General features: G+C 56.0%; 25 protein-coding genes. 9 read left to right on the forward strand and 16 right to left on the reverse strand.

The features are described 5' to 3' along the window. Position 1: 1 nt before the first annotated feature. On the reverse strand, positions 2-874 hold the full coding sequence (locus ACYVGU_RS03225; protein WP_460620881.1) for an alpha/beta hydrolase family protein: 873 nt from the start codon (positions 872-874) through the stop codon (positions 2-4). A gap of 168 nt (positions 875-1042) precedes the next feature. Between ACYVGU_RS03225 and ACYVGU_RS03230 the strand changes: the two genes are divergently transcribed. After that, positions 1043-2023, forward strand: coding sequence for a polyprenyl synthetase family protein (locus tag ACYVGU_RS03230; RefSeq protein WP_460612497.1), 981 nt, complete (start codon positions 1043-1045; stop codon positions 2021-2023). A gap of 565 nt (positions 2024-2588) precedes the next feature. Here ACYVGU_RS03230 and ACYVGU_RS03235 read toward each other — a convergent pair. Continuing rightward, positions 2589-2888 carry a hypothetical protein gene (locus ACYVGU_RS03235; RefSeq protein WP_460612496.1) on the reverse strand — a complete coding sequence of 100 codons (300 nt, stop codon included), beginning with the start codon at positions 2886-2888 and terminating at the stop codon, positions 2589-2591. Positions 2889-3065: 177 nt separating this feature from the next. Between ACYVGU_RS03235 and ACYVGU_RS03240 the strand changes: the two genes are divergently transcribed. Further along, positions 3066-4463 (forward strand): cytochrome P450, encoded by a 1398-nt coding sequence (locus ACYVGU_RS03240; RefSeq protein WP_460620882.1) that lies wholly within the window; start codon positions 3066-3068, stop codon positions 4461-4463. A 28-nt stretch (positions 4464-4491) separates the two neighbouring features. Here the strand turns inward: ACYVGU_RS03240 and ACYVGU_RS03245 are convergent, their stop codons facing one another. Both ACYVGU_RS03245 and ACYVGU_RS03250 read right to left on the reverse strand, forming a co-directional pair. Further along, a complete protein-coding gene (locus tag ACYVGU_RS03245) occupies positions 4492-5616 on the reverse strand; it encodes an MBL fold metallo-hydrolase (RefSeq protein WP_460620883.1) in 1125 nt (374 codons plus the stop codon). Between the two features lie 215 nt (positions 5617-5831). Then, positions 5832-6332: a hypothetical protein gene (locus ACYVGU_RS03250; RefSeq protein ID WP_460620884.1), complete on the reverse strand. Its 501-nt coding sequence runs from the start codon at positions 6330-6332 to the stop codon at positions 5832-5834. A 363-nt stretch (positions 6333-6695) separates the two neighbouring features. On the opposite strand from ACYVGU_RS03250, the gene ACYVGU_RS03255 reads away from it, so the two are divergent. Further along, positions 6696-7274 carry a GNAT family N-acetyltransferase gene (locus ACYVGU_RS03255; RefSeq protein ID WP_460620885.1) on the forward strand — a complete coding sequence of 193 codons (579 nt, stop codon included), beginning with the start codon at positions 6696-6698 and terminating at the stop codon, positions 7272-7274. 94 nt (positions 7275-7368) lie between these two features. Here the strand turns inward: ACYVGU_RS03255 and ACYVGU_RS03260 are convergent, their stop codons facing one another. Further along, entirely contained in the window at positions 7369-8670 is a 1302-nt protein-coding gene (locus ACYVGU_RS03260) for a TlpA disulfide reductase family protein (RefSeq protein ID WP_460620886.1), read from the reverse strand. A 253-nt stretch (positions 8671-8923) separates the two neighbouring features. Between ACYVGU_RS03260 and ACYVGU_RS03265 the strand changes: the two genes are divergently transcribed. The 3 genes from ACYVGU_RS03265 to ACYVGU_RS03275 all read left to right on the forward strand — a co-directional run bounded on the left by ACYVGU_RS03265 (position 8924) and on the right by ACYVGU_RS03275 (position 12916). Next, complete coding sequence (locus tag ACYVGU_RS03265; protein WP_460612490.1) at positions 8924-11218, forward strand: aconitate hydratase; 2295 nt, start codon at positions 8924-8926, stop codon at positions 11216-11218. Positions 11219-11299: 81 nt separating this feature from the next. Next, positions 11300-11950, forward strand: coding sequence for a hypothetical protein (locus tag ACYVGU_RS03270; RefSeq protein ID WP_460620887.1), 651 nt, complete (start codon positions 11300-11302; stop codon positions 11948-11950). Then, positions 11951-12916 carry a DMT family transporter gene (locus ACYVGU_RS03275; protein WP_460620888.1) on the forward strand — a complete coding sequence of 322 codons (966 nt, stop codon included), beginning with the start codon at positions 11951-11953 and terminating at the stop codon, positions 12914-12916. Positions 12917-12939: 23 nt separating this feature from the next. On the opposite strand, the gene ACYVGU_RS03280 is transcribed toward ACYVGU_RS03275, so the two are convergent. Next, entirely contained in the window at positions 12940-13350 is a 411-nt protein-coding gene (locus ACYVGU_RS03280) for a hypothetical protein (protein ID WP_460620889.1), read from the reverse strand. Between the two features lie 151 nt (positions 13351-13501). Between ACYVGU_RS03280 and ACYVGU_RS03285 the strand changes: the two genes are divergently transcribed. Both ACYVGU_RS03285 and ACYVGU_RS03290 read left to right on the forward strand, forming a co-directional pair. Beyond that, positions 13502-14188 carry a DUF2459 domain-containing protein gene (locus ACYVGU_RS03285; RefSeq protein WP_460620890.1) on the forward strand — a complete coding sequence of 229 codons (687 nt, stop codon included), beginning with the start codon at positions 13502-13504 and terminating at the stop codon, positions 14186-14188. A 73-nt stretch (positions 14189-14261) separates the two neighbouring features. Further along, positions 14262-14975, forward strand: a complete 714-nt coding sequence (locus ACYVGU_RS03290) for a carbonic anhydrase (RefSeq protein WP_460620891.1) — start codon at positions 14262-14264, stop codon at positions 14973-14975. Between the two features lie 108 nt (positions 14976-15083). On the opposite strand, the gene ACYVGU_RS03295 is transcribed toward ACYVGU_RS03290, so the two are convergent. From ACYVGU_RS03295 to ACYVGU_RS03330, 8 genes are all read right to left on the reverse strand, one after another. After that, complete coding sequence (locus tag ACYVGU_RS03295; protein WP_460612485.1) at positions 15084-15332, reverse strand: hypothetical protein; 249 nt, start codon at positions 15330-15332, stop codon at positions 15084-15086. 289 nt (positions 15333-15621) lie between these two features. Continuing rightward, the gene (locus ACYVGU_RS03300; RefSeq protein WP_460620892.1) at positions 15622-18474 is read right to left on the reverse strand and encodes a S8 family peptidase; all 2853 of its coding nucleotides are present in this window, start codon (positions 18472-18474) and stop codon (positions 15622-15624) included. A 1312-nt stretch (positions 18475-19786) separates the two neighbouring features. Then, a complete protein-coding gene (locus ACYVGU_RS03305) occupies positions 19787-20047 on the reverse strand; it encodes a hypothetical protein (protein ID WP_460620893.1) in 261 nt (86 codons plus the stop codon). Positions 20048-20170: 123 nt separating this feature from the next. Next, positions 20171-20923: a LytR/AlgR family response regulator transcription factor gene (locus ACYVGU_RS03310; RefSeq protein WP_460620894.1), complete on the reverse strand. Its 753-nt coding sequence runs from the start codon at positions 20921-20923 to the stop codon at positions 20171-20173. Positions 20924-20982: 59 nt separating this feature from the next. Further along, positions 20983-22092 (reverse strand): sensor histidine kinase, encoded by a 1110-nt coding sequence (locus ACYVGU_RS03315; RefSeq protein WP_460620895.1) that lies wholly within the window; start codon positions 22090-22092, stop codon positions 20983-20985. Next, complete coding sequence (locus ACYVGU_RS03320) at positions 22089-22703, reverse strand: DUF7010 family protein (RefSeq protein ID WP_460620896.1); 615 nt, start codon at positions 22701-22703, stop codon at positions 22089-22091. Before ACYVGU_RS03320 ends, ACYVGU_RS03315 begins: the two co-directional genes overlap by 4 nt. 106 nt (positions 22704-22809) lie before the next feature. After that, entirely contained in the window at positions 22810-23769 is a 960-nt protein-coding gene (locus tag ACYVGU_RS03325) for an alpha/beta fold hydrolase (RefSeq protein WP_460620897.1), read from the reverse strand. Positions 23770-24084: 315 nt separating this feature from the next. Beyond that, complete coding sequence (locus ACYVGU_RS03330) at positions 24085-24414, reverse strand: hypothetical protein (protein ID WP_460612478.1); 330 nt, start codon at positions 24412-24414, stop codon at positions 24085-24087. Positions 24415-24600: 186 nt separating this feature from the next. On the opposite strand from ACYVGU_RS03330, the gene ACYVGU_RS03335 reads away from it, so the two are divergent. Beyond that, positions 24601-25050, forward strand: a complete 450-nt coding sequence (locus ACYVGU_RS03335; RefSeq protein ID WP_460620898.1) for an energy transducer TonB — start codon at positions 24601-24603, stop codon at positions 25048-25050. An 11-nt stretch (positions 25051-25061) separates the two neighbouring features. Here ACYVGU_RS03335 and ACYVGU_RS03340 read toward each other — a convergent pair whose 3' ends face one another. Continuing rightward, positions 25062-25610, reverse strand: a complete 549-nt coding sequence (locus ACYVGU_RS03340; RefSeq protein ID WP_460612476.1) for a hypothetical protein — start codon at positions 25608-25610, stop codon at positions 25062-25064. 17 nt (positions 25611-25627) lie between these two features. Beyond that, complete coding sequence (dctA, locus tag ACYVGU_RS03345; RefSeq protein ID WP_460620899.1) at positions 25628-26905, reverse strand: cation:dicarboxylase symporter family transporter; 1278 nt, start codon at positions 26903-26905, stop codon at positions 25628-25630. Between the last annotated feature and the right edge of the window lie 81 nt (positions 26906-26986).

A 26986-nucleotide genomic window follows, 5' to 3' on the forward strand; every position in this document is an offset into this window, starting at 1 on the left:
GTTAAAGAACGCGGCGAAGGAAGGCTACCGTTTCTTCGGCGGCTAGCTTGGCTTCGGCGGGCAAGTCATCGGCCGGCCAGGGGTGGCCGCCGCCGAAGTTGTGCGTTACTTCTGGCAGAATCACTAGCTCCGCATCGGGTTTCCACTGCTTCAGCTCCTGGGCGCGGGTGACGGGCACGGTTTCATCCTGGTCGCCGTGCAGGATAAGCAGCGGGCGGCTCCGTAGTTTGCGGCGCACGTTGTGGGCAATATCGAGGCGCAGGCGGTTTTGGTGGTAATCTTCCACAATCTGGAAGTAGAGGGGCAACTGTTGTTTGGTACGCGTGTTTTCCACGTGGTACACGCCTCGTTGCTGCCACGCCTGCATTAGCTCATCGGTCCAGCCGGGGTTCACGTTGCTGATAGCGGCCCACGTTACCACGGCCTTTACCCGCGCATCTTCGGCTGCCTTGAGCAGCACTAGTCCGCCGCCGCGGCTATGGCCAATTAGGGCCAGGCACTCGAGGTCAGTTTCCTGGGCCGGAATGCCGGTTTTTTTGGGGTCGTGGAGGGCATCGAGCAAGGCGCCAATATCGTCGAGTTCTAAAGAGAAGTTGTTTTGGCCGAAAGCCTCCAGGTCTTCTAGGTCGCCGCTGCCGCCTACTACTAGGCCGTTATGCGAGAGGTTCAGCTTCACGAACACAAACCCCTGGTGGGCAAAATAATCGGCCAGCAGGTTGAAGTGGCCCCAGTCTTTAAACCCCTTGAAGCCATGCACAAATACCACGACCGGTTTCGGTTTTCCATCGGCTATAAAGCGCGCATCGGCCGTGAATGGGCGACTATGACGGGAGCAGGAAAGTAGAAAATCGACGGAAGTAGGCTGGCTCGGCATACAGCTAAGATAAGCTGCAAAGCCAGGAAAACAGAAACTATTCCCTTGCTGGCAGGTTCAGTCTGACGTTTGGGCGTGCTGCTGGGCTAGCAAACTCAACATTTCGGGGCGGCTCTGCTTCACCACCTCACCTTTTACCCGTATCATTGCACCGCCCAAAACACCTGCATGAACGTAACGCTGGACCAGATACAGGCGCCTATTGCCGCCGAGATGGAGGAATTCGAGAAGAAATTCCGACAGTCCATGCAAACCAAGCAGTTGCTGCTGGATAAAATCATGGGCTACATCGTGAAGCGCAAGGGCAAGCAAATTCGGCCCATGTTCGTGTTCTTCACGGCCAAAATCAGCGGCGGCGACCCGTTGCCCGAAGCTTCGTTTCGGGGTGCGGCCCTCATTGAGTTGCTGCACACAGCCACCCTAGTGCACGACGACGTGGTGGACGAATCAAACTACCGCCGCGGCTTCTTTTCCATCAATGCGCTCTGGAAAAATAAGATTGCCGTGCTCGTGGGCGACTACCTGCTTAGCAAAGGTCTGCTGCTAAGCCTGGAAAACGACGACTATGAGTTGCTCAAGATTGTGAGTAACGCCGTGAAGGAGTTGAGCGAAGGTGAACTGCTGCAAATTGAAAAAGCGCGTCGCCTTGATATTACCGAGGACGTGTATTTTGATATCATCCGTCAGAAAACAGCTTCCCTGATTGCCTCCTGCTGCGCGGTAGGGGCAGCCTCGGCCGGCGCCGACAAGGAAGTAATTGAGCGCGCCCGTCTTTTCGGCGAGAAAGTGGGCATGGCTTTCCAGATCAAGGACGACTTGTTCGACTTTGGAACCGACGAAATCGGCAAGCCAGTGGGCATTGATATCAAGGAGAAGAAGATGACCCTGCCGCTTATTTACGCCCTGCAGCAGGCCGATTGGCTAACCAAGCGCCGCGTGATCTACAACGTGAAAAACAACGACGGCCGCAAAGACCGAGTGCAGGCCGTTATTGACTTCGTAAAGAAATCGGGTGGGTTGCAGTACGCTATTGGCGTGATGGAGCGCTACCGCGACGAGGCCCTGGATATTCTGCGTACATTCCCTGAGTCAGCCTCGCGCACCTCGCTGGAGCAACTAATTAACTACACCATTGAGCGGGAGAAATAGCATTAATAGGCTTCTGGTATTTCGATTACGGTAGCTTGTGTAGATGCTTCAGAACATGAATTTATAGTTGTTGCCATACTTATATGAAGTTCTGTATTATATGTCTATTGTTATTACCCTTAACTGCAACAGCGCAAAAAGTAACCTTAGCTACCGCTTCTGACAGTACGTACGGATATTCGGCGTCTAACCCATTGCGACTTAAGCAGGGTGAGCCCTATCGTAGTGCAGCACTTGCCGGAGTGTTCGTGCGCAACCTCCGCACGGTCGATAATCAACCGCTAATACTGCTCACCCGGTATTCAATTAAGGATCCGGCATATTCACCTCCTGCTATAAAGGTGTATGATCGTCAAACCGGGTTGCCCATTGGAGGCAAGCTAGGGCGACTTGATGTTTACTTACTACAAACACCTGCTAACGATACGATAAAGCTCTACGTGGACATCTATCATAAGGGGCCTAGAATGATTCCCCAAAGGCTAACATACGCAGGTTTTGAATAAGAAAAGGCGGAGAGCTGTCAGGAAGCTTTCCGCCTTTCTTGTTCACGAATAAGTCTGGCCTAGGCTTGTACCTGGTACGAAACGCTATCAGGTTTCACTTCCGATACATCGAAATGCACGCCATCGAAGGTGCTTTTTACGGTGATTTCGTGGGTCATTTCACAGCCGGGGCATTTTATTTCCTCGGTTTCATACTGCCCATCATCTTCCATCGAGTTAGCTAGGTGGTCGGCGGCCGGAACCCCAATCAGGTCAGTAAATACCTCGGTATCACACTGGTTGCACTGAAATTTGAGGCCTACCGTACGACCCTGGAGCTCATCAAGCGGGGCAGGGGTGTTTTTTTGCTGAATCCACATAAGAAACCGGGGTTTAGGAGTTAAGGAAAGATCGGGAAGCCGCAGTGGGCTAGTAACCTGTACGGGCAGAAGGTAGCTTGGGGTTATACCAAGGCCTAGTAGGGGAGATGTAAAAGGCGGCGGCATCTGCCTTTTGCCGTATATTTCCTTGCTTAGAATTTGCTACCCACCACTCGTATGTCATTGCCTTTGCCTTCCGTTGCGGAGCCCCCCGTGTTGCCCTTTCCGTGGGTGCCGCGGTGGCGTACGTTGCTTTCGTCGCTAGCCATGGCCCGCGACCCAATCGGGAATCTTGACCGCTCGCACGCGGCGTACGGCGATACGCTAGGGCTACATTTGGGCGGTATTCGGGCGTGCTATGTCACGCGCGACCCCGCACTGGTGCAGCACATTCTCCAGAAAAATCACCGGCGCTACCTGAAGTCGGACCTGACGCATGGGTTGGTGCGCTACATTGGCCGTGGCCTGCTCACCAATGAAGGCGCCGATTGGCTTCGGCAGCGCCGTCTGATTCAGCCGGGCTTTCACCGGCAGCGCCTGGCCAGCCTCACCCGCCTGATGCAAGCCGCCGCGGAGGAATGGACCCAAGAACTGCACACACGCACGGCTGCCGGACCCGCCGAGGTAGATATTCATGAGGCCATGACGCGGGTAGCGTTCCGGGTGATTGCGCAAGCTACGTTTGGCACCAGCATGAACGATGCGGAACGCGACCGGCTGTCGGAAATTCTGACCCAGATTCAGGCGTTTTACGTGCGCACCATTCGGCAGCCGTACCTACGGCCGTGGCTGCAAGGCACGGGCAGCTACCGCCGCCACGATGCGCTAAGCCAGGAGCTACGCGAGCTAGTGCGCGGCTACATCCGGCAGCGACTAGGTACTGGTGCGCCCGCAACCCCACCCGACGACCTCTTGCAGATGCTACTGGATGCGCGCTACGAGGATACGGGCGAGCCCATGACCGAAGACCGATTGGTGGATGAGGCAAACATTCTGTTGCTGGCTGGGCACGAAACCTCGGCTAATGCCCTCAGCTGGCTGTTTTATCTGCTGGCCATGCACCCCGAGGCCGCGGCCAATGTGCGCCGGGAGCTGGACGAAGCCAGCCTAACTAATCGCCCGCCCGAGTTTGAAGAGCTGCCACGTTTGCCCTACTCTATGCAGGTGATTCAGGAAACTCTGCGCCTGTATCCACCGGCCTGGATTCTGGACCGCGTGGCGCTGGAAGACGACGAGTTTCAGGGGCACTCAATTCCGAAAGGCACGCTGTTTTCGTTGTACCTCTACGGCATGCACCGGCACCCGGGGTTGTGGCCTGAGCCAGACGTGTTTCGGCCGGAGCGGTTTGCTGCCGGCGCTGAGCCGCCCGTACCCGCGTATGGCTACCTGCCCTTTGGCGGTGGCCCGCGCCTATGCATCGGCAACCACTTCGCCCTCACCGAAATTCAGCTGGTTCTGCTCCAAACGCTGCGTCAGTTTACAGTAGCCCCGGTTTCAGATGCGCCCGTAACATCGGTGCCGCTCGTGACGTTGCGGCCGCAGGAAGGGGTAGTACTGCGGTTTCAGCGGCTCTGATAAATTATTGCAAAACCTGCCGCAGGGCTTACTGCCACCACTGTTCCTGCGGCAATGGGCCCGCGCCTAGGATGATGGATTGCCCCAACCGGGGTGTGGTGATGACTTGCCCGAGTCGGCTGGCTTCGGCTGAGGCGCGTTTCACTGGGTCGTTCCAGGCGTGGTGCGCTTCCGTGAAGGCAGCCCAATGTACCGGCATAAATACCCGGGCCTGAACATCACGGGCAGCCTGCACCGTTTGCTCGGGCAGCATATGAATCTGGGCCCAGTTGGCATCGTATTGGCCGCATTCCAGCAAAGCCAAGTCAAAGGGGCCGTGTTGTTGGCCGATGGTCTGGAAGTGCGGTCCATAGCCCCCGTCGCCGCTGTAGAATAAGCGCTTATCGGCTGATTTTATCACCCAGGAGCTCCAAGAGGTAGAGTTGCGGTTGGTGAGGCCCCGGCCCGAGAAATGGCGCGCCGGTGTGCTCACAATGGTGAGGCCCGGCAATTGTACTTCCTGATTCCAGTCCAGCTCCTGTACCCGCTCGGGGGCTACACCCCAGGCCAACAGATGGGCGCCTACCCCCAGCGGTACAAAAAAGTGGGCTGTTTTATCCTTGAGCTTCCGGATGGTCTGGTAGTCGAGGTGGTCATAATGGTCGTGGGAAATCAGGACGGCATCAATGGCGGGCAATTGCTCGGCCCGAATAGGCACGTGTGGGTTGTAACGGTTGGGCGTTATCCACGAAATCGGACCCATCTCCATGCCTAGCATGGGGTCGAGCAGGATGTTCTTCCCCGCTATTTCTACTAGGCTCGCCGAGTGCCCAAACCACGTGACGCGCACCATATCGGCGGGCTTTTGCGTGATGGTCAGCGAATCGAGCATCTGCATGGGCAAGAGAGCAGCCGGTTTGGAGTTGGGTGTTTTGCCAAAGACAAAGCGCCACAACGAGCCTAGGGTGCTGCCGCCCGTCATGAGGGTAGTAGGCACCAGGTTCTGAAATTCGCCGTCAAGGTAATGCCCAGTTTTGGCATAGACTGCCCGTTGTGCTTTGGTAGGTTTGCCCCCGAATTGAGGACTCAGATTAGCAAAGGCCACGCCCACTACCAACAATAACACAAGTAGGCTGCCCAGTAGCCGGCCAATAATTTTCACGGGGTTGCGCATACATTTTCTGGTGGTTATCCCGAAGTACGCTCGGAATACCTAGGTAGTCGGTAGCAGAGGGCAAATACTTTACGCGGCCTAAGCTAAGTCACACCGTAAGCAACCTGCACGCTCGCAGCTTACTACCCCTTGGCTGGAGCTAAACCGCACACAAAAAACCGCCCTACCCACTTATAATGGGTAGGGCGGTTTGGGTTCGATGGCAAGCTAGTGGTTTAGCTGCGGCCGTTGTAGCTGTGGCGTTCTTGGCCCGGACGGTCGCCACTAGGGCGGCTCATCTGGCGCATGCGGTCCTGGCGCTTGGCCTCAAACTGAGCATACTGCTTTTTCGACAGCACATCCTTCAGCTTTTTGTCGGTGCTTTCACGAATGCGTTTGGCCTGGGCCATTTTCTGGCTGCGGTCCATAGAGGTAGAGCCGGAGTTGCTGCGCAGCGCTTGCATTTGTTGCTGCTGATCCTGGAAAATTTTCTCCACCTTGGATTTTTGCTTGCTGCTCAGGCCGAGCTCTTTAGCCAACTCATCGGAGCGGTGCTGGCGGTCTTGTGCGCTTTGCTCGCCTCTGCGGCGGTCTTTGTCGTGGTCACGACCTTGCGCTTCGTCGAGGCCCTGACGTTCGTGGCCAGTGGCGGGGCGCAGGTCGGCGGCAATAGAAGAGGTAGCAAAAGGAGCGGCGAGACCGAGTACTAGGGCGAGGCTAAAAAGTTGCTTTTTCATGGTAGTGGGTAGGGTAAGTCTGAAATTGAAGGAAAGGAAGAGCGCTGCGTTCTGTCAGACGTTATTCAAACCCAGTGCCCTATTTCCGCCAACTCCGGTCAGTTTCTAGCACCGACCCCAAAACGCCGACCAATTGCCTCGTTTTATCGCCCGACCTGAATCTGTCGGCAAAAGCTTGATGCCGTAACTCAAACCCCGTTTTACTGTATCAGCGGGACGTTCGATTTTCAACAGTAGTACAGGCCAGCTCTTGAAGCCACTTTACTAGGCCTCAGTATAGCTTGAAGTGCGCCCGGAGCAGCGGGCCGCATCTTTATGAAGCGTGCTATGCAACGCGGTAGCGGGTTTTGCTACCTTGCCGGCATGCTGCAACTCCCCATCCAACTCACGGGCATCGATTTGCTGGTGCCGCAACTTGAAACCACCGACCTGCTCCTGCGCGGCCACCGCCTCACCGACCTAGCCCCGTGTGTGGCGATGGGTCAGCAACCCGAGTTCTATAAGTACTTGGGCGGCAAGCCCATGGAGGAGGAGGATGTGTGGCGGCGCATTTTGGCGCACCAGGGTCACTGGGCCATGATGGGCTACGGCTACTGGGCCGTTGAGGAAAAAGCTACCGGCGAATTTATCGGCTCGGTAGGCTTTTATGATATCATGCGCAACCTGTCGCCCTCCATCAATGGGTTTCCAGAAGCGGGCTGGGTGATGAATCCGCGCGTGCATGGCCGTGGTTACGCCAGCCAGGCCGTGCGGGCCATTCACGTGTGGGGCGACGCTCACTTCCCCGATCCGCGCACCGTCTGCATCATCGACCCTCACAACGAGCCCTCCCTGCGACTGGCCCACAAGCTAGGCTACCAGGAGTACGACCGGAGCACGTACCGGGATGAGCCCATTGTGCTGCTGGAACGGTTTAGGCCCACAGGTACCCTAGGAAAATAGCACAAACCAAAAAGGCCCGCCTCTTATCAGAAGCGGGCCTTTTTAACACTTAAGCGGCACAGATGCCTGCGCCGCAAAATCTGGTTCGAAGGTTTTATTCGGCTAGTAGCTGGTCAATCGTCTTGTTGAATTCAGCTACTTCCTGCTCGTAGTACTTACCCGTGCCAGGGCCCGAGAAGCCAGTATGAATCTTTCGTACTTCGCCTTTCTTGTCGAGGAAGAGGGTAGTGGGGAAGGCCAGCACCTTCTGCACCTGCGGCAACGACTGGCTGGCCGCGTCCTTGCTAGCCTCGCCGGCCACGGCTAGGTCGTACCCTACGTTCATGCGCTCTTTCATCTTCAGCAGCTTCTGCGAAGCTACTTTCTGATCGGCGGTGCGCTCATAGCCCAGGCCAATGATTTCAACACCGCGGCCTTTGTTTTTCTCGTACCAGGGGGCTAGGAAGTTGGTTTCATCCATGCAGTTTGGGCACCACGAGCCGAGCAGCTGTACTACCACTACCTTGCCTTTGTACTTAGGGTCGGAAGGGGAGATGCTGCCGCCTTCATAAATGCTCGGGAATTTGAAGTCGAGCTTTTTCTGGCCAGGCTTCATTCCAGTAAGGGCATTGGCATCCGGCAGCTTTGCCTTCGGGTCGAGGGTAGCCGTCCAGGTCTCGTGGCCCGATTTACCGCTGTAGAAGTCGCCATTGATTACAGTGTTCGTGTCACTGTTGCGCTGAGATGTGAATAAAAAGCCGTGGCTACCATCAAAGGTCGTCAGCTTCATTGTGTTCCCATCCACCTGACCATCGAGGTAACGATAGTCGCCGGTAGAAGTCAGAAAAGTACCTGTTACATCACTGCCGTTTTGCTTAAATACGCCTACGGCTGGATAGGTCTCGCCATCTGAGCCCTTAAAAGTTACTTTCCAAGTGCCATCAAATGAAGCCGCTTTCTGACCCTCAGTTACCGGAAAAAGCTTCTGCTCACCCTTGGTAGCCGAAAAAGCCACGCGGTACGGCTCTTTGCCATCGTACTTCACCCAGGTGCCTTTCAGCTTATCGGCGCCATCGGCGCGCACCACTAAGGCTGCATCAAATACGCCGAGGCGGATGGTCGTGGAGTCGCCGGCGGTGGATATTTCGTCGAGCTTCAGACGCTCCTCGCCGTTGCGCAACGTTACGGTAGGCTTGCCGCCCTCGGTGGCTACATCAAACAGGAAAGGAATTTGCTGGCCTTGGGCAGCTAGTACGCCGCGCCAGGTTCCGGCCGTAAGGGCAGTAGCGCCCGTCGTGGCGCCCTCGGAGGTGGCGGCTTGATTTTCAGAAGAGGTCGAATTGGACTGACAGGCCACCGCGGCCAGCGCGAGTCCGGCCCCGGCTATGGCCTTGCGAAACGAGAAGGCTACGGGCATTGGAAAAAAGTTAGAAGGTTAGTTCGCGGCTAAACTACGGAGGGCCGATGATAGTTTAATACACAGGGCCGCGAAGACAGACCTAGCCGGCTAATTGGCCCGCGCCTAACCACGCAGCACTTTTGGAATGATTCTAAATCAGGCTTACAGGGCTGCTATAGGCCCGAAAATTTAGGCGGCGCAACGACCGACAACTATATTTGCGTACCTACTAATAATAGGTACGTTCTCTCCACTTTTTCCATTTCGCATTATGGCGTTTGACTTAGAAATGATCAAGGCCGTGTACGCTGGCATGGGCTCTCGCATTGAAGCCGCCCGTACCGCCGTTGGCCGCCCGCTTACCCTGACTGAAAAAATCCTGTACGCTCACTTGTACGGCGGCACTGTTTCGCAGGCGTTTGAGCGGGGCGTTTCCTACGTCGATTTCGCTCCCGACCGTGTAGCCATGCAGGATGCTACCGCCCAAATGGCGCTGCTCCAGTTTATGCAGGCTGGCAAACCTCAGGTTGCAGTACCAAGCACCGTGCATTGCGACCACCTGATTCAGGCCAAAGAAGGTGCCGATCAGGATTTGGCCATTGCTAACTCCGAAAACAAGGAGGTGTATGACTTCCTAGCTTCTGTTTCCAATAAATACGGCATCGGCTTCTGGAAGCCCGGTGCTGGTATCATTCACCAAGTAGTACTTGAGAACTACGCCTTCCCCGGCGGCATGATGATCGGTACAGACTCGCACACGCCGAACGCCGGCGGCCTTGGCATGATTGCCATTGGTGTAGGTGGCGCCGATGCCGTTGACGTAATGTCGGGCATGGCGTGGGAGCTGAAGTTTCCTAAGGTGATTGGTGTGAAGCTGACGGGCAAGCTTTCGGGCTGGACTTCGGCGAAAGACGTAATTCTGAAAGTAGCTGGTATCCTGACCGTAAAAGGCGGTACCGGTGCTATTGTTGAGTACTTCGGTGAAGGTGCTGAAAACCTGTCGGCTACCGGCAAAGGTACCATCTGCAACATGGGCGCTGAAATTGGGGCTACCACCTCGGTGTTCAGCTACGACGAGAAGATGGGCGACTATCTGCGCGGCACTGGCCGGGCCGAAATTGCCGATGCTGCTGCCGCCGTTGCTGCTAACTTGCGCGCCGACGACGAGGTGTATGCGAACCCTGCAAACTTCTACGACCAGCTCATCGAAATCGACCTGAGCACCCTGGAGCCTTACGTGAACGGTCCGTTCACGCCGGATGCCGCGTGGCCTATTTCGGAGTTTGCGGCTGCCGTACGAGAGCACAACTGGCCTGCTAAGTTGGAAGTTGGCCTCATTGGCTCGTGCACCAACTCTTCTTACGAAGACATTACCCGTGCCGCCAGCATTGCCAAGCAAGCGGCCGACAAAGGCCTGACGGTACAGGCGGAGTACACCGTAACGCCCGGCTCGGAACTGGTGCGCTACACTGTAGAGCGTGATGGCCTGCTCGATACCTTCGCCCAGATGGGTGGGGTAGTACTGGCTAACGCTTGTGGTCCGTGCATCGGGCAGTGGGCCCGCCACATGGACGACATGAAGCGTCCGAACTCCATTATCACCTCGTTTAACCGCAACTTCGCTAAGCGTAACGACGGCAACCCGAACACCCATGCTTTCGTGGCCTCGCCCGAAATCGTGACGGCTTTCGCTATTGCTGGCGACTTGACTTTCAACCCTCTGGTTGACACGCTGACTACCAAAGATGGCCAGCAGGTGAAGTTTGATGAGCCTCAGGGTATTGAATTGCCTCCCCGTGGTTTCGCCGTAGAGGATGCGGGTTACCAAGCTCCCGCTGCTGATGGTTCGGGCGTGCAAGTACTGGTTGACGTAGCTTCGGACCGTCTGCAGCTGCTCGACCCCTTCAAGCCTTGGGAAGGTGTAGATCTGAAAGGTCTGCGTCTGCTCATCAAGGCGCAGGGCAAGTGCACCACCGACCATATTTCGATGGCCGGCCCTTGGTTGAAGTACCGTGGCCACCTCGACAACATCTCGAACAACATGCTTATCGGGGCTACCAACGCCTTCAATGGCGAAGCCAATGCCGTGAAGGATGCCCTCACCCAGGGTACGCCGTACTCGCCGGTGCCGCAGGTTGCTCGTAACTACAAAGCTCAGGGCATTGGCTCGGTGGTAGTAGGTGATGAGAACTACGGAGAAGGTTCGTCGCGTGAGCACGCCGCTATGGAGCCCCGCCACTTGGGCGTGCGTGCCGTGCTAGTGAAGTCATTCGCTCGTATCCACGAAACCAACCTGAAGAAGCAGGGCATGCTGGCTCTCACCTTCGCCAACAAAGCCGACTACGATCTGATTGAGGAGGACGACACCATCGACATCCTCGGTCTGACCACGTTTGCTCCCGGCCAGCCCCTGCAGGTGCGCCTGCACCACGCCGATGGCGACACCGACCTCATCACGGTAAACCATACCTACAATGAAGGTCAGATTGAGTGGTTTAAAGCCGGCTCGGCCCTGAACCTGATCCGCTTGAAAGAGTCGGGCCAGGCACAGCTGTCGCAGAAGTAATCCCTAGAGTTGTGATAATATAGAATGGCCGCTTCCTGCAAAGGGGGCGGCCATTTTAGCTTTGATCAGTTTTAATAAAATATGCAAGTAGAAGAAATGGATAAGATTCAGGTGTTTTCATTAATTAAGATTGGTGATAGGCGGTTTATGGAAGATCTATACCAGAATGGAACAATATACATGAATCACATAAGTGAATTCGTGAGAATTGAAGATGATAATGTTAGAGGAGATAAGCATGAACATTTAGATGAACAGCAAGAAATTAACAATATAGTTATTTCACTGAGGGAAAATAATGTGTTGCGTGGAGATACTGGAAAACTACAGGTATGGAATGAAGAGCCGGTTGGCAATATATATTCTATGTACATGCTTGAAACGGTTGATCATGTAGAAGACTTGATAATTGATAGTAAGTGCAAGGAATTTGGTGATACAGCAGTAATAATTCTCAAGGTTGATGAATTTTATAATCTTATCGAATCAGCTATTGAAAAAGAAGGTTTTAAAGTATTAAGTGGTCCAGTGACTTATGTAGATACTAATACGTTTTTTGGTAAATGGTCGCTATTTAAAAAACCGTTAGAGTATAAGTATCAGAGCGAATTTAGATTTGTAGTAAAAAAAAATGGATATGGTCCTTTCGTTATCAAGATTGGCTCTCTAAAGGATATAGCAGTTATAATAGAAAGTGAAAAAATTGATCAGCTGCGCATTTCAAGGAAATAAATGTCCTCTCCCAAACACGCTGTTTCTGTTATTGGCTTCCTGATTACGTTACTAGGGGCCGTACTCTTCTCAACCAAAGCCATCATTGTAAAGCTGGCGTTTGGCCACACGCATGCTGATGCCGTGACGCTGCTGGCGCTGCGAATGGTGTTTTCACTGCCCTTTTATTTGGCGGCGGCGTTTCTGGTGAGCACACAGAAAGACAACGTTCGGATGACCGGCCGGGAGTGGCTGCTGGTAAGCGGTATTGGCTTGCTGGGATATTACATAAGCAGCCTGTTTGACTTTATTGGCCTGCAGTATATCTCAGCAGGCTTGGAGCGCCTGATTCTGTTTCTGTACCCCAGCTTTGCCGTGTTTATCAATGCGTATTTCTTTAAGCAGCGCATTTCCAGAATTCAGCGACTAGCGTTGTTGCTTACCTATGTCGGTATTGGGTTGGCTTACGCAGGAGAGCTATCTGTTGACTCTAGCAACCCCAACTTCTACTTGGGCAGCGTGCTTGTTTTCATGTGCGCCGTTACCTACTCCGTGTACATCGTGGGAAGTGGCCGGATAATTCCGCGCGTAGGGGCTAATAAATTCACGGCCTATGCCATGCTAGCGGCTACGTTCGGAGTTTTCGTTCACTTCCTGCTAACCCATTCGCTACAGAAGGTTGAGCTAGGGCAGGGTATGTGGGTGTATGGGCTGCTATTGGCTATTCTGGCAACCGTGCTGCCTTCTTTCCTGATATCACAGGGAATGAAAAAGATTGGCTCGAATAACGTAGCCATCATTAGCGGCATTGGGCCGGTATCTACTATTGTGCAGGCGCACTATATCCTCGGGGAGAAGATATTCGTGGCGCAGATTATAGGAACCGTACTGGTAGTGATAGGCGTGTTGCTGATTGGATGGAAACGGAAAAATACGGAGCTGTTACCGGCCGCAGCTGCTACTACTACTGCTGAAATTTCATCCTGAAATAGAAACCCGCTAGCCTGAAACTAGAGCGTGGCCACCTGCTCCGGCCGCGCCTCTTGCGGCTTTTGCACGAGGTAGTAATACAGCAGAATCACTAGGCCCGTGAGGAAGGGCAACAGGGCCAGGTGTTTGCCGGTCAGCTCACCCCAGATGCGCACTTCATCAAACCCTACAAACTCGCTGACCATCCAGTAGGAGTTGGCCGAAATCCAGAACACGATGGCCAGGTTGTGCGCCAACTCAGCCTTGATGTCGCGCGTGCGCCAAGTGATGAGCACGGCAATGAGCAGCGTCGGGAAAATCATCAGGATGCCCAGCGGTTTCCAGACCATGCACCACCCAATATCTTTGAGCAGCCAGAACAAGATGTGCATGTTTTCCATGCGGCGGTATGGGGCCGGAATGCTGTATACTAGGTCGTTGGGCTGGCTCATGGGGCGTCAAAGGTGAAGCTCAAAGATATTGCCTTGCTTGCGTCCCGGAAAATCTGCTCTACCAGCCCTAGGGTAGCGGCCGGCTCAAACCTCGGCTTTTTTCAATGAGCTGCGTAAGAGGAGCCTGATTTCAACTTCTGATTAAGCAGTAATGGCCGGAGTGCTTCGGAAAGTAGCAAAAGGAGCCGCCTGGGTGGGTGGCGGCGTGGTAGGCGCGGTGGCGTTGTATTTGGTGGGCTCCGTGGGGCTTTCGGCCATACCGGTGGGGCGCCAGAACTCGCCAGAAACCGGCACAATTGAAACCTACATCCTGTCCAACGGCGTGCACACCGATATTGTAGTGCCCGTGCGAACCGACCAGATGGACTGGACCCAGCTAGTGCCCTACACAGCTACCCCCGCCATGGACACCAGTCGTGACTACATCGGGTTTGGCTGGGGCGACAAGGGCTTTTACCTGAACACGCCTACCTGGGCCGAGCTAAAGCCCAGTACGGCCGTGAAGGCCATGTTCTGGCTTAGCACCACGGCCATGCATGCCACTTTCCACCACCAGCCCCAGGAAGGCCCCGACTGCGTGCGGGTGCTGCTGACCCGCGCGGAGTATGCCCACCTAATCGCCTTTATCAAAAACAGCTTCGATTACGATGCTCAAGGCCGCTCCCAGCACATTCAGGGGCATAGCTACGGGCAGCACGATGCGTTTTATGAAGCCAAGCGCACCTATAACCTCTTCTATACTTGCAATTCCTGGGCAAACGAAGGGTTGAAAGTGGCCGGGCAGAAAGCCGCCCTCTGGACACCATTTGAATTCGGTATTTTCTGGCAGTATCGCTAGGGCAGAATAGGGGGTTGAAGTCAGAAAATGAGCTAGCACGCACCCTGAACGCAACTTGTGCGTATGGAGGAGCATGACGACATATGATGCCATCTTCGAAAACAACCGCCAGTGGGTAGCGCAGCACACCGCTAGCAATGCCAATTTCTTCCAGCGCCTGGCCACCAACCAAAACCCCGATTACCTCTACATTGGCTGCAGTGACTCGCGCGTAACGGCCGAGGAACTAATGGGCGTAGCGCCGGGGGAAGTATTCGTGCACCGCAACATTGCCAACCTGGTTAATAACATTGACCTGAACGCCATGTCGGTGATTGAGTATGCCGTGCATCATTTGCAGGTAAAGCACATTGTAGTGTGCGGGCACTATGGCTGCGGAGGCGTTAAAGCGGCCATGCAAGCCAAAGACCTCGGGATTATGAACCCCTGGCTGCGCAACATCCGCGATGTGTACCGCTTGCACCATGCCGAGCTAGATGCCATTGAGGACGTAGATGCGCGCTACGACCGGCTAGTAGAGCTGAATGTGCAGGAGCAATGCGTGAACGTTATCAAAACGGCTGTGGTGCAGCAGCACTACGTGAAAGGAGGCTTCCCAACAGTGCATGGCTGGGTTTTCGACCTCAAGACTGGCCTGCTGAAGGACCTGAAGCTGGACTTTGAGCACATCCTGCACGACATCCAGGAAATCTATAACCTCAGCGACCAGCCAATTTTTGGGGAGGCTATAACGCCTGCTCAAGAAATAGGGAAAGCCGCTGATGAAACTACCCGGGTTACCCGCTAGCCTCTAGGTAGCAGAGCACCTCAAACCCCAAAGCCAGACAAAAAGAAACCCGGCCTGTTCTGCATATGCAGCAACAGCCGGGGTAGGGGGTGGAAAGAAGAAATGATGCTAGTTAAGCCACACGCTGGCTACTGGCTCGAACCGATGGCGTGCGAAGGCACCGTAGGGCCGCTCGGCATAGAAACCCAGTACATGCACCTGCAACTCCCCGGTCTGGGCATTGCGGCGCATCTGAATGGGGTACACCTGCCCGGCAGCGGGCCAGTCTCCAATGTGGTCGGCGGGGCGACGGCTAGCATCAACGCAGCGGGCGAACTGCTGCACAGGAAGCGGAACAGGAAGCTTTACTTTCGACATATCCAAAGATAAGAATATAACTGAGGAAAAGCTAATCCTGTTAGATATTTATGTGTCTTTGGCAATAGCAATAAATAGAGAACAAACCGCTGAAAAGTTTGTTCTAGTGGAACTAAATCCAAATAATGCTTATGCTTTGTATAACAACAGGTTAGCGAATGATCTGCTTAATTGCTAAAAATGTTAGCAAAAACAAGGGCTGGTTTTCAACGAAAGTATAGCAAGGAACCCAGCAAAGCCCCTTGCCTATTTTTAGAGGTTCACTCCATTAAGCAGCCTAGGGAACTGCCTAATAGCGTACTATGCGCTGCGTGAAGTTGCCCTTAGCCGTGCGGATTTGTACCAGATACATACCCGCTGGGTAGGCGCTCAAATCCAACAAGACTTGGCCCTTGCCAGTGGCCGTGCGCGACACCAGTACTTGGCCTACAGCTGATAGAACCTGAACGGTAGCCGACCCCGTGGGCAGCTCCAGCTGTAGGCGCCCGGTTGTAGGGTTAGGATACACAGCAACTCCGGCCAACTGCACTCCGCGTACTGGCAGCACCTGCTGGTAGCGGCCCGCGGCAGCATCAGCAGCGCGCTGCAACTCCGGCAGGCTAGGCGCGGCCAGCACAGCAAATGCCACCACTACGGAGTCAGAGGGAGCAAGGAAAGGCAACGTGGCCCCAACAACCTGCGACACATCGGCGCCGGCAGGTAAGCCTGCTGTGCGCTGGCGGGTGCCGTTACTGAGCGTGAGCAATTTTTCGGTGGTATTAAAGCCATCGGACAGGCGCACCCCCGCACCCGAGGAAGCACCGTTATTTATCGAATACACGGTAGCTTGTCCACCACTTAAGTGTCGCACACCAGTATAGAGCTGCCGGTCGAGTGGGCTATACACGTAGCCCAGGCGGCGTACTGAGTCCCAGTCTGCCACGTTGCGGCTGTACTCTTCGGGCAAGTCCCAATCCATGTACAGGCCGGCATGCAACGGCTCCAAGGTATCGGGCGTGAGGTTAGTGAGTAGGTATTCCAGAATCACGTAGTCGCGGTGCGGGTCAGCGGCCCAGGCATAGGCCCGCTGCTGTATCCGGACGCCAACCGACCGGCCTTTGGTAAGTGCTGGCAGTGAGTCACGAAGTACGCCATACGCCTCTTGGTCGGCGCGCAGGGGCTGTGCCAGAAGGGCGGTGCGCGTCTGCGAATAGAAATCATGATCAGCCCCTTGGTTGTCGTTGCGCACGTTGTCCGATACCCGGGGGCTAGGGGTAGAAGTGGCCACTAATAGGCCGCCTTCGGCTACCAGCGGCCCGCTTCCACGATACGTCACACTTTCCCCAAACTCCGAGCCTAGTCCGTCGTAGCCAATATTGCCGCGACTAGTAAGCGTAAGGGCCAGGTCATTGGCGTTCAGCATTACGTAATCGGGGTTTATAGTCAGGGTTTCGTACTGGTCTTCTTGGTAACCTGTGGCGGCATCCTGCAGATGGTAGCGCACCACGGCGCGGGTGTTAAGAGGGGCATTGGCGGCTACTTTCAGCAAGAAAGGCACGGCCGAGTTAGTGCGCCGCTCTAGGGTAGCCAATGGGCCCACGCCAAACTCTGCTTGCCGAACCTCTAGGTAGGGCGAAAGCGAGGTAAGCGTTACAGTAAGGTTAGGAAGGGGCTCGAGCAGGTTTTGTACCGTTATGGCCAGGCGTATGGCGTCGCCGGCGGCATAGGCGTCGCGGGAGGGCAGGTAGGTGCGGCCTACTACCCTGGCCGAGTGCTGGGCTTCCGTTACGGCCCGTAGCACGTTCAGGCGGCCCGAGCCGATGCGGCCCACGTAGCCGGTGTTGCCTGGTAAGGCATCAATGTTATCGGTAGTGCGCCGCAGCTGGGCCGCCACCTGGGCTGCCGTGAAGCGGGGGAAGCGCGTGCGCACCAACGCAGCGGCACCAGCAACTAGGGGAGAGGCAAACGATGAGCCTCCTACCGCTACATAGTCCTTGTCGGTATCGCCATACACCGTCAGGATCTGGACACCGGGCGCCGACAAGTCAACGCGGCGGCTATAAGTAGCATTGGCGCTGCGCTCATCGGTGCGGGTAACGGTGGCCACCGATAAAACATGGTCGTAGCTGGCGGGGTAAAAGTCGAGGTCGGCGCCAGTATTGCCAGCCGCCGCTACTACTACGGCGTCACGGTTTACGGCGGCGTAGGTAATAACGTCCTGCTCATACTGCGAGCGGGCGCCCACGCCCCCCCAGGAAAGGTTGATGATTTTGCAGCCATGATCAGCCGCGTACACAATGGCCTCATAGCCGCCAAACGTACCGGAGGGCGTGCTGGGGTAAATCTTCAGCGGCATAAACCGGCACTTGTAGCCCACACCGGCCACGCCCTTACCGTTGTTGGTAGCGGCGGCGGCACACCCGGCCACCAGAATGCCATGCACGCTGCTGGGGTCGCGCGAGGGGTCATTATCGTTATCCGCAAAATCCCAGCCGTAGTAGTTGTCTATGTAGCCGTCGTTGTCGTTGTCGATGCCGTCAATCGGGTCCTGGCGGTTTACCTGAATCTGAGAAGCCAGGTCTTCGTGCGTGACGCGGGTGCCGCCATCCACGATGCCGATGGTAACGCTGGTGTCGCCTTGCGTTATGTCCCAGGCCCGGTACGCCCGAATGTTTTTCAGATGGTACTGGCCGTTACTGCGGGTAGAGTCGGCCAGCGGGTCGTTGGGCTGTTGCAGCGGCGGGTAGCTGTACAAGGGCTCGGCATACTCCACGAGGCCGGTTTTGCGCAGGGCCTGGCAAGCCGCCGCCACCGACTGAGTAGAGCTGGCAAGCTGCACCTGATATATTAACCCCAGGTCAACTGCTCCGGGCTTACTGGAGGAGCGACTATGCGCAAACTTGGGTTGAACAGCCTGCACTCCCAGGCGCCCTAGCACACCATCGAGCACGGCCACGCCAGTAAGGCTGGAGGCCGAGCGGCCGGCCGTAGGTGCCGCTTTCAGCTTGTACACCAGCCGACCGCCCACCACGGTTTTGGACGGCTCTGGGGGTAGTGGTTGCTGCTGCCCAAAACCAGTATGAGCGCCGGCCAGAAGCAGCACCAGGCACGCAAGCGCTAGCCCAGAAAAACGGCCAAAAGATACACGTAGAGGTAGCAGCATTCCGGAAAATAAAGCGGGTGGGGCGAGGGTGCGAAAGCAGAGCAACAGTCCGGCTAACAACCTGCTGACTAGCCTTTCAAGAAGACGAAACCAGCAGCGGTTAGCAGAAATATTGAGTAGGACCGTTTCTGTAAATCTAGCCATACTACAGCAGCCTGCGAAGCGTTGTTCCGTGCTTTTTCACTAATTTTCTCAAGGCGCTACCACTATTTTTTGCGAGCTAAGCCATTCTCAGGCAGCACCAACCCTTAGGAACTAGCCAGCTACTGGTAGCGCAGCCATAACGATGCGGCCCGACTAGACTCATTGAGCCTCTTTACCGAACAACCACCGCGGTAGGATGCGGAGCAGAGGCTGATTTACTAGGCTTGGTAGAGGGTAAAACCGAGACGTGAACACAAGGCAGGAAGGTTTTTTTGCTGGCCAGTAAGCACACTAGGCTGAGAAAGCAGCTAAACCCACCCGGCTAGGGCTGTCAGAGAAGCCAGCGGTTTTCAAATTGCGAGGTCCCGATCCAGGTGATGTAGAGCCAGAAAGTCCTTTTTATGACTAGTAACTGCCTTATAGCAAAATGGATAGGTAGTAAACTATCTGCCTGAAAACTCGGAAAGGAGCAGCTTTTGGAGTAGCTGTTGCCAGAGTAAGAGTGTAAGCTTGTGGCTTGGCGCCTGTGGTGCTGTATCCTTTCCGGCCATGAGAAACCCGTTGCTGCTGATTTCGTGGAGTGTGCTGGCCGCTTTGTGCAGCTCGTGCAGCCGTCCGCACTACGCTTTCCTGCCAAAACCGACAGCGCTCACAGCGCCCGTGCCGGCTGCGGCAATAGCACCCGCAGTAGTTTCGCTAAAGGCTGGTACGCTAACTCAGCTAGCTAGAAGACAGGTGGTTAGTGTAAAAACTAGGCCTAGGCCCCGGAGAACTGCCAAGCCGTTGGTAGCAACCGTTTCTGGGTTAGCGCCTCGCTTGGCTACCGCTCTGCGGCGGCTACCAACTTGCCGAAAAGCACCCGCGCCAGACGTTACCGTGCGCGCCCGCCGCCACTCCGACACTGCCCAGGTAAGCCGCCCGGCTTCCAGAGCATCAGGCGCAATTATTCGGGTACTCATTGGGCTCGGAGCGGTTGCGTTAGGTATTGCAATACATGACCTTATTGGCCTTGGATTGGTAGTATTTGGGACTATACTTATCGTGGTTACGTTACTTCAAGTACTTTTTGATCTGTTATTATATAGGTAAGTATTGCTTAATTAGGAGGTTATAAAAAAAGCCCGCCCAGATATTGCTGGGCGGGCTTTTTGCTTAAAAAAAGAACGGATTACCGGCCGCCTTTGCTGTACTTGTACTTCTTAGGCGAGGCCACCGTCCGGAACTTGTAGGGGTTGTTGGCATTTACATCAAGGCCCAGGCCAATGGGGCCGCGGGTTTGCTTGAACCTGGATTTGTCGTTCGTTCGCTTTTGGCGGTCCATCGAGACGTTGCCGTAGCGGTTGGTTTTTTCCATGGCCTTGTCGCCGCTCGAGCAAGAAGTGCTAACCAACAGGAAAGCCAGGGCTGAATAAAGTAGTATCGTTTTCATGGGAGAGAAAGCAAGAGGGAAAGAAAGGCTCTGACTGAGAGCTCAGTATCTGCCCCATGTACTCTGGTTTGCTTAAAAAGGATACAGCAACCGGTCAATAATCTGGCCTTGCGCACAGGCTTGCTACAAGCTCAACATTTCCCGAAACCGTACCGATTGCTGACGCGAAACCTCTACTTCAGGCCCGCCCCGCAGCCGTATCTTTAGCGTGTTGCTAAACCAGGGCTCAATGCTTTCTACCCATTTCAGGTTGATGATTTGCTGGCGGTTGGCCCGGAAAAATACCCTAGCGTCGAGGCGCTGCTCCAGGTGCTGCAGCGTGCGCGGAATAAGGGGGCGGTGCTGCTCGAAATAAATCTGGGTATAGCTGCCATTAATTTCAAACAGGCGAATGTCGGAGAGGCGCACAAACCAGCACCGCTCCCCGTCTTTCACAAACACCTGGTCGTGCTCCGTGAGCGGGGCCGGCGCGGGCTCTTCGGGCAGGGTTGGGGCCAGGGCAGGGCCTAGGGCCGGTACGGCTGCCGCGTGCTTGTTGTAGGCTTTCTGCAGGGCGGTGGCCAGCCGGTTTTCCTGAATGGGCTTCAGCAGATAATCCAGGGCATTTACCTCAAATGCGCGCAACGCATATTCATCGTAGGCGGTCGTGAAGATGACGTGTGGTGCATCTACTAGGGAGGCCAGCAGCTCAAACCCCGTTTCGCCGGGCATATGAATATCCAGAAACAGCAGGTCGGGCTGCAACTCCCGGAGTTGGGCGCGGGCCTCGTCGGCGTGGCGCGCTTCGCCCACAATGGTTACCTCCGGAAACGCCTGCAGCAGGTGGCGCAGCTCCGTGCGGGCCAATCGGGAATCATCAACAAGCAAGGCATTCATAGCGGAGCAGGGCAGAAGAAATAGCTAAAACGACACAGTATGCGGAGTACGCGGTGCCCTCACGATACAACTGCCACGCCTGCATGGCGAGGCACCACGGGCGCCCCCACTATTGGCAGCTGCAAATGCGCCACCACCATGTCGGGCGTGTGTGGGTCGTTGGCGAGGTGCAAGTGGGCGGCTGGGCCAAACAGCAGGGCTAGTCGCTCGCGGGCGTTGCGCACCCCTACACCCTCGTGGCCGGGGCGCGGTTCGTAGCGGCCAGTGTTGCGTACCGTCACGTGCAGCGTGTTCGAGTCGTTGAGCTGGGCGCACAGGCAGATGCTGCCTCCGGCGGGGCGAGGCGCCAGGCCGTGCTTGATGGCGTTTTCCACCAGCAGCTGCAGCGTCATGGGCGGAATGAGCACGGGAAGGGCGGCGGGGTCAATGTCCAGGTGGTAGGAAAGGCGCTCTTCCAGCTGCATGGCTTCCAGGGCCAGATAATGCTCCACAATCTCTAGCTCGCGCTGCAAGGGCACTTGCTCCGTGCTATTAAGCTGAATAGAGTAGCGCAGCAGGTCCGAGAGGTGCGTAATCATATCGCGGGCCCGGGCGGGGTCTTCCATCACGAGAGCCCGGATGTTGTTGAGCCCATTAAACATAAAGTGCGGATTAATCTGGGCCTTGAGCGTACGCATTTCGGCCTCGTGCACGGCCGCCGTCAGCTTCCATTTGTCTACCTCGGCCTGCTTATAGCGGCGCAGGTAATGCCAACCAAAATAAAAGCCTTCCCAGAGCCACAGCACGAAGTTTACATTCAGGCAATAGCCAATAAACTGTGGCCAGCCGTGCGGCTGCGCAGTAGGGGCCGGCCGCACCACCCAGATAATCAGGGCCCAGATAATTACCTGGCTCAGCACCGAGAGCAAGGCGTTGGTAATCAGCAGACGACCCAGCAGTGGCAGTGGCGAGAGGTTGTCCCAGCCCAGCGCCCGGATAGAATACCGCAGCGCGTGCGTAAGGGCTAGCAAGGGCAGTACAATGGCCAGCGTAACGGTAAACGAATCAGAAGTGAGCTGGGCAAACGAAGAAAACAGGGCCAGATTGAAAAGCCCGTACGCCGTCCAGCCCAATAGCTGGCAGCGCCAATACAAACGGCTTGGGGGCGGTACGGCAGCGTACGAAATCATGAGGGTATCAGGCTGGCCGCAAGGGCGGTAGGTTGCGTTGCCACCTGGTGGTATAGGTGCTGATTGCGGCGGTAAGAAAGCAGGAGCAGCCCGGCAAGTACCAGCAGCGCGCACACAATGAAAACCGGAATTAAGTACAGCGTTTCGGCGGAGGTGCGCAGGCCCAGCACCAAGCATCCTACCGAAATCACACCCGCCATAACCGCGTAGGCCTTCGCGCTATAGAACCAGGCGTACGGGAAGAAATGAGCCCCCGTGATGATGCCATAGGTCATGATAAAGTGCTGCGGATACCGACTGTAGATGAAGATCAGGAAGGGGAAATAGAAGAGCTGCGCGAAGTTGAGCCACAGGCCCAGGGGCTGCAAGGGGTTGTGCGGCAGCGCCCACGTAGTGCGGAAAACTTTGGAGAATACCCACGCCAGCGGCAGGGTAGCCGTGCCCACAAAAAACGTGATAAACGCCTTTTGCACCACCGAGAGTGGCATCATCCACCACAGGATGGCTATAGCAGCCCACACCAGGCTGGCCGCCACTATAAAATCAAGTCCGTTTTTGGCCTTTACTGACAGCTCCAGTTTCAGCGCCGCAAATTCTTGTTCGAGAAGCATACCCCAAGGAAATGTATTTCTGCGAAATATATACTCGGCCAGATGTATATACCGCCCCTGTAGTTGCTTTCTGAGGCAGTATATACACTCTGATAGGTTAGTGGGCTTATCTTTTAGCCACCGCGTTCTGCTTTAGGAAAGCATCGGTCTGGGCGAAAAACCACTGCGTATCGTCGTACATCAGGAAGTGCCGGCCCGCCTCCGACATCTCCACGTGGTGCTTCGGGAGCTTGGCGTACTGCTGCTCGAAAATGGCTTTGGTGCTTTCCTTGGTGGAGCCGTACTGCTTATACGCGGCCCAGGCTCCCAGCACCAGCACCGGCTGCTGAATGCGGGCAATATCCTGGCGCAGGTCCGTAGTCATCAGGTCGTAATAGGCCTGGGCTACCGTGGGCATATCCGAGGCCACGCTCCAACGCGCTGTCTGGGTAATGCGGGCCGTGTCGGTCATCATGCTAGCCGACATCTGCCGGGCCATAGTCAGGTTGTTTTGGCCCCGGCTCATTTGCTGGCGCATCATTTCGGCGGCCGGTTTGGCTTCCTCCGCCGTTTGTGAGGGGTTTTGGATGGCCGCCATAAACGGAAGCGAATCAACGATAACTAGTGGGCCCACCGCGTCGGGCTGGGTGCTGCTCATCCAGAGGGCCATGAACCCCCCAAGGCTGTGCCCAATGATGGCGGGCTTCGAGAGCTTTTGAGTTTTGATGTAGGCCAGCAGCTGGTCGCGCACGTTCAGCAGCAGCTTATCGGTACTGGCGGGTGCAGCCTGGCCCCCAAAGCCTGACAGCGAAATAACGTGGCACTGGTACTGCTTCTGGTAGCGGGCCACGGTTTCGTCCCACACCGCGCCGGGGCACGTCAGGCCCGGAATCAGCAGCACGGGCTGGCCTTTGCCTACCACCCGCACTGTAAAGTTGGGGTGAGCAGCTGGCGTATCGGTACTAGGTGCCAAAGCAGTGGCAGCCGCAGGGGCGGCTTGGGCCTGGGAGAGGGCTAGCAGCAGCGCCGCGGCCGAAAGCAGCAGGGCAGAACCAAGGGGGCGGAGGGTAGCGGGCAGGTGTAGCATAGCAAAAAGCAGGTAAATGGAGGTGAGGTAGGGTTAAATGATGCCTCAAACCTAGCACCCAGGGCCGCTGCCCGAAACTACTTTTCCGCGAACGGTAAATCTGCCTCCCGAACTGCTGAAAACCACACCCAAACCGAAGTAGCGCTAAGCACGAACAGAATGAGTTGCGCTCAACGACAAGGGTAGTAAACACAAAAGGCGCCCTGGTAAGGGCGCCTTCTGGCTAGTAATACATACGGTTTAAGCGGTAGTTGAGGCTAGCGTTCGGCCATGTGCCTACTCCTGAAACCCAATCCGGCGGTAGTTAAGCTGCGGTTAGATGATGTTGCGCAGATCCTGGCGCAGGTTTTCAATGCCGCGCCAAATTTCGTCCCAGGTGCTGCGCTCCTGATCAGGGCTGGCCGCAGAACGGGCCGTGCCGGAGCCAGTGGCGTCGGAGCCGAGGCGCTCGGCCAAGCGGGCACGTTTGGCTTCCAGCGCATCGGCGTGCTGGTGGTAGGTGTTGTGGGAGCTGGCCGTAGTGGCGTGGGCCCGGTTGCGCAGGGTCTGAATTTTGGCATCGAGCTCCGTGAGGGCCTGGCGCAGGTCGTCAGAGGTCAGATGGTCGGGCACGCGCATGTGTTCGGGGGAAGGTGTGGTAGCCATAACAGCAGAACAAGAGGGATGAAAGGGAAAGACCGTGGGAGAGTCTGCTAGTTGTACTAAGCCACGCCTAAAAAGGATACACGATTGGGTCCTAACAAATCAACAATACAAAGGCAATACAGGGGTTACGCGCCCGCCAGAAGGCTCCGGTAGCTTTGGCGCATCGTTCAATAACTCCTTTTGGTTATGCTCCCACGTGTACTTCTGTTCGTCTGCTTCGTGTTTCTGGTGGTGCCAAGCTTTGCCCAAACAGTGGGCCTAGTAGCCAATGCCGACAGTGGCCTTAAATCGGCCGCCACGGTAGTTTCGTTGCCGGCTGCGGTATACCATGCCGTAGATGAAATGCCCGAGTTTCCGGGCGGCACGGCGGCCTTTCAGAAATTTCTGCGCAGTGAGCTACGCTACCCGGAGGAAGCTTTAAAGCTTGGCATTTCGGGGAGGGTATATGTGCGCTTCATCGTGACGGATGAGGGCCGCATCAGGGATGCCGAAATTGTGAAAGGACTAAGCGGCGGCCTCAATGAAGAAGCGCTGCATTTTGTCCGGATAATGCCCTGGTGGAAGCCGGGCAAAAACGCCAGTATACCCGTGTGGGTTGAGTACACCTTACCCATCGAGTTTCGAGCCATGAAGTAGGCTAGCGCAGACTACACCTGCTGCGGAAGGGCGAGCTCCCGGGCCAGCGGTGCCGCTGCTGAGGCGTATAGCAGCGTAAGCAACTCGTTGGCCGCCGGCGCTAGCTCCACCAAATAATCCTCGTGCAGCTTCTGGATGGCTTTTAGCACCTCGTGGGTACGCTTGGCCAGGTGTTGCAGCAGTGGTTGCGTGGGGCCGTGTAGGCGGCCTACCGCAGCGGGTTGGTGGCGCAGCACGTTGGTCAGCAGACGCAGCGTCAGCTCAATTTCACCCATGGTGTCGCCTGTTATTTTGCAGTGGTAGCCAATGCGCTGTTGGAGCTGGCGTACAATGTGTAGCAGGTCGTTGGGGGTTTGATGGAAGCCCCGCACCGGGTCATCTACCTGCTGCTCGAGGCGCTGGCGGCGCGTTTCCAGGGCATCGTCGCCCTCCAGCAGCCGGAAGGTAAGCTGCTCCGTAAGCACCACATCTTGGGCCACGAGGCGGGCTAGTAGCTGGTCTTTTTCTTTTTGCGGCAGGCTAAACAGGGCTTTGCGCAGATCAGGGGATAACGTGGCCATAGATGCTCAGAACAAACTTAGGCGGCTTCTGATTCCGGCCGCACCAACCCCAGCAAGGCGGCTTGGTGCTTCTCTTCATCGAAGGCGTTTTCGCTTTTGGCAATGACCACGGTGGCCACCGCGTTGCCAATGATGTTGGTGATGGCGCGGGCCTCGGACATAAACCGATCTACGCCAATGAGCAAGGCCATACCCTCCACCGGAATAACTTTGGTGGCGGCCAACGTGGAAGCTAGCACAATAAAGCCTGAGCCCGTGACGCCTGCCGCGCCCTTGCTGGTCAGCATCAGAATGCCAATAATGGTGAGCTGCTGCCCTAGGGTCAGGGGTACGTTAAAGGCCTGCGCCAGAAAAATGCTGCACATAGAAAGGTAAATGGTAGTGCCATCGAGGTTGAAGGAGTAGCCCGTGGGCACCACCAGCCCCACCACTGGCCGGGCGCAGCCAAAGGCCGTGAGCTTGTCCATGAGCCGTGGCAGCGCCGACTCCGACGAGGACGTGCCCAGCACAATCAGCAGCTCTTCCTTAATAAAGCCTAGCAGCTTCCAGAGGCTAAACCCGTACCAGCGCGCAATACCGCCTAGCACCCCAAAAATGAACAGCGCCATGGTCAGGTACACCGAGCCCATAAGCAACGCCAGGGGCCGTAGTGTGTCCAGCCCATACTTGCCAATGGTGTAGGCCATGCCCCCAAATGCACCAATGGGAGCCAGCTTCATGACCATGCTCAGAATGCTGAAAAACACGTGGCTTAGCTTCTCGAAGGTGCCTAGCAGCGGCCCACTTATACTTGGCCCCACCTTGGCCAATGCCACCCCAAACAGCACCGCTACCAGCAGCACCTGCAGTACGTCGCCGCCCGTGAAAGCACCCAGAAAGTTTTCGGGCACGATGTGGGTGAAAAAGCTCACCCAGTCCATGCCGGCGGCTTTCTCGGTGTACTGTTGCGTGCTGGCGGCTTGGGAGGCTACGCGGCTGGTATCTACGCCCACGCCGGGCTTAATGAGGTTGGCGGCGGCTACTCCAATTACGAGGGCTAGGGTGGTTACGAGCTCAAAGTAGAGCAGGGCTTTGCCGCCCACACGCCCCACCTTCTTCATGTCGCCGATGCTGCCCATGCCCAGCACCACCGTCAGGAAGATGATGGGCGCAATCAGCATCTTGATCAGGCTGATAAACGTGTCGCCGAGGGGCTTGAGGGAGGCGCCCACCGCGGGGAATAGCCACCCGACCAGCACGCCCAGCACAATAGCAGTAAGAACCTGAAAGGTAAGGTTGCGAAAAAGTTTCGGCATAGGCCGGCAAGATAGATAGGAAGACAAGGATGCCCACTGCCTAGGCTGCGTTCGGCCGTAAACCGCTGGGCCAAGCCAGCC

The organism is Hymenobacter tenuis, assembly GCF_054780495.1.

What these genes read in the sequence shown, in the direction of transcription:
- ACYVGU_RS03225 (WP_460620881.1), bottom strand. Translation starts at nt 874, where the DNA reads ATGCCGAGCCAGCCTACTTCCGTCGATTTTCTACTTTCCTGCTCCCGT.
- ACYVGU_RS03230 (WP_460612497.1), top strand. Translation starts at nt 1,043, where the DNA reads ATGAACGTAACGCTGGACCAGATACAGGCGCCTATTGCCGCCGAGATG.
- ACYVGU_RS03235 (WP_460612496.1), bottom strand. Translation starts at nt 2,888, where the DNA reads ATGTGGATTCAGCAAAAAAACACCCCTGCCCCGCTTGATGAGCTCCAG.
- ACYVGU_RS03240 (WP_460620882.1), top strand. Translation starts at nt 3,066, where the DNA reads ATGTCATTGCCTTTGCCTTCCGTTGCGGAGCCCCCCGTGTTGCCCTTT.
- ACYVGU_RS03245 (WP_460620883.1), bottom strand. Translation starts at nt 5,616, where the DNA reads ATGCGCAACCCCGTGAAAATTATTGGCCGGCTACTGGGCAGCCTACTT.
- ACYVGU_RS03250 (WP_460620884.1), bottom strand. Translation starts at nt 6,332, where the DNA reads ATGAAAAAGCAACTTTTTAGCCTCGCCCTAGTACTCGGTCTCGCCGCT.
- ACYVGU_RS03255 (WP_460620885.1), top strand. Translation starts at nt 6,696, where the DNA reads ATGCTGCAACTCCCCATCCAACTCACGGGCATCGATTTGCTGGTGCCG.
- ACYVGU_RS03260 (WP_460620886.1), bottom strand. Translation starts at nt 8,670, where the DNA reads ATGCCCGTAGCCTTCTCGTTTCGCAAGGCCATAGCCGGGGCCGGACTC.
- ACYVGU_RS03265 (WP_460612490.1), top strand. Translation starts at nt 8,924, where the DNA reads ATGGCGTTTGACTTAGAAATGATCAAGGCCGTGTACGCTGGCATGGGC.
- ACYVGU_RS03270 (WP_460620887.1), top strand. Translation starts at nt 11,300, where the DNA reads ATGCAAGTAGAAGAAATGGATAAGATTCAGGTGTTTTCATTAATTAAG.
- ACYVGU_RS03275 (WP_460620888.1), top strand. Translation starts at nt 11,951, where the DNA reads ATGTCCTCTCCCAAACACGCTGTTTCTGTTATTGGCTTCCTGATTACG.
- ACYVGU_RS03280 (WP_460620889.1), bottom strand. Translation starts at nt 13,350, where the DNA reads ATGAGCCAGCCCAACGACCTAGTATACAGCATTCCGGCCCCATACCGC.
- ACYVGU_RS03285 (WP_460620890.1), top strand. Translation starts at nt 13,502, where the DNA reads ATGGCCGGAGTGCTTCGGAAAGTAGCAAAAGGAGCCGCCTGGGTGGGT.
- ACYVGU_RS03290 (WP_460620891.1), top strand. Translation starts at nt 14,262, where the DNA reads ATGACGACATATGATGCCATCTTCGAAAACAACCGCCAGTGGGTAGCG.
- ACYVGU_RS03295 (WP_460612485.1), bottom strand. Translation starts at nt 15,332, where the DNA reads ATGTCGAAAGTAAAGCTTCCTGTTCCGCTTCCTGTGCAGCAGTTCGCC.
- ACYVGU_RS03300 (WP_460620892.1), bottom strand. Translation starts at nt 18,474, where the DNA reads ATGCTGCTACCTCTACGTGTATCTTTTGGCCGTTTTTCTGGGCTAGCG.
- ACYVGU_RS03305 (WP_460620893.1), bottom strand. Translation starts at nt 20,047, where the DNA reads ATGAAAACGATACTACTTTATTCAGCCCTGGCTTTCCTGTTGGTTAGC.
- ACYVGU_RS03310 (WP_460620894.1), bottom strand. Translation starts at nt 20,923, where the DNA reads ATGAATGCCTTGCTTGTTGATGATTCCCGATTGGCCCGCACGGAGCTG.
- ACYVGU_RS03315 (WP_460620895.1), bottom strand. Translation starts at nt 22,092, where the DNA reads ATGATTTCGTACGCTGCCGTACCGCCCCCAAGCCGTTTGTATTGGCGC.
- ACYVGU_RS03320 (WP_460620896.1), bottom strand. Translation starts at nt 22,703, where the DNA reads ATGCTTCTCGAACAAGAATTTGCGGCGCTGAAACTGGAGCTGTCAGTA.
- ACYVGU_RS03325 (WP_460620897.1), bottom strand. Translation starts at nt 23,769, where the DNA reads ATGCTACACCTGCCCGCTACCCTCCGCCCCCTTGGTTCTGCCCTGCTG.
- ACYVGU_RS03330 (WP_460612478.1), bottom strand. Translation starts at nt 24,414, where the DNA reads ATGGCTACCACACCTTCCCCCGAACACATGCGCGTGCCCGACCATCTG.
- ACYVGU_RS03335 (WP_460620898.1), top strand. Translation starts at nt 24,601, where the DNA reads ATGCTCCCACGTGTACTTCTGTTCGTCTGCTTCGTGTTTCTGGTGGTG.
- ACYVGU_RS03340 (WP_460612476.1), bottom strand. Translation starts at nt 25,610, where the DNA reads ATGGCCACGTTATCCCCTGATCTGCGCAAAGCCCTGTTTAGCCTGCCG.
- dctA (WP_460620899.1), bottom strand. Translation starts at nt 26,905, where the DNA reads ATGCCGAAACTTTTTCGCAACCTTACCTTTCAGGTTCTTACTGCTATT.